This is a genomic window from Bacillus sp. B2-WWTP-C-10-Post-4, from assembly GCF_009183805.1.
GTDB classification, from domain to species: domain Bacteria; phylum Bacillota; class Bacilli; order Bacillales; family Bacillaceae_G; genus Bacillus_A; species Bacillus_A cereus.
This window is the reverse complement of the sequence record NZ_WEII01000288.1, coordinates 1-384: the sequence shown is the minus strand read 5'-3', so window position 1 is coordinate 384 and position 384 is coordinate 1. Positions and strand designations below refer to the sequence as shown.

Here is a 384-nt window from a genome sequence, read left to right as displayed (position 1 = left end):
GGGCTGATAAATCCGTTAATTATTTAGTTGATAAACAGGTATTAAATGGTTATCCAGATGGAACTTTTGGTTCAAATGACTCATTAGACAGAGCTTCGGCTACAAAAATTATGACAAAAGTTTTAGGTATACAAATTGATCCTAATGCAAAACCATCTTTTACAGATTCACAAAACCACTGGGCTACTCCTTATATTGCTGCTGCTGAAAAAGCTGGGATTGTTAAAGGTGAAGGTAATGGAATCTTCAATCCATCCGGAAAAGTAACTCGCGCTGCTATGGCTACGATGCTAGTAAATGCATATAAACTACAAAGCACACCAAATCATAATGATCAGGTTAGATTTGAAGATTTAAAAGGGCATTGGGGAGAAAAATATGCCA

General features: G+C 36.2%; 1 protein-coding gene. It reads left to right on the top strand.

Going from position 1 to position 384, the window contains the following annotated elements; translation table 11 throughout:
• Window positions 1–384 (top strand): S-layer homology domain-containing protein (locus GBN78_RS29985; RefSeq protein ID WP_193224781.1); only part of this gene is annotated, 384 nt, incomplete at both ends.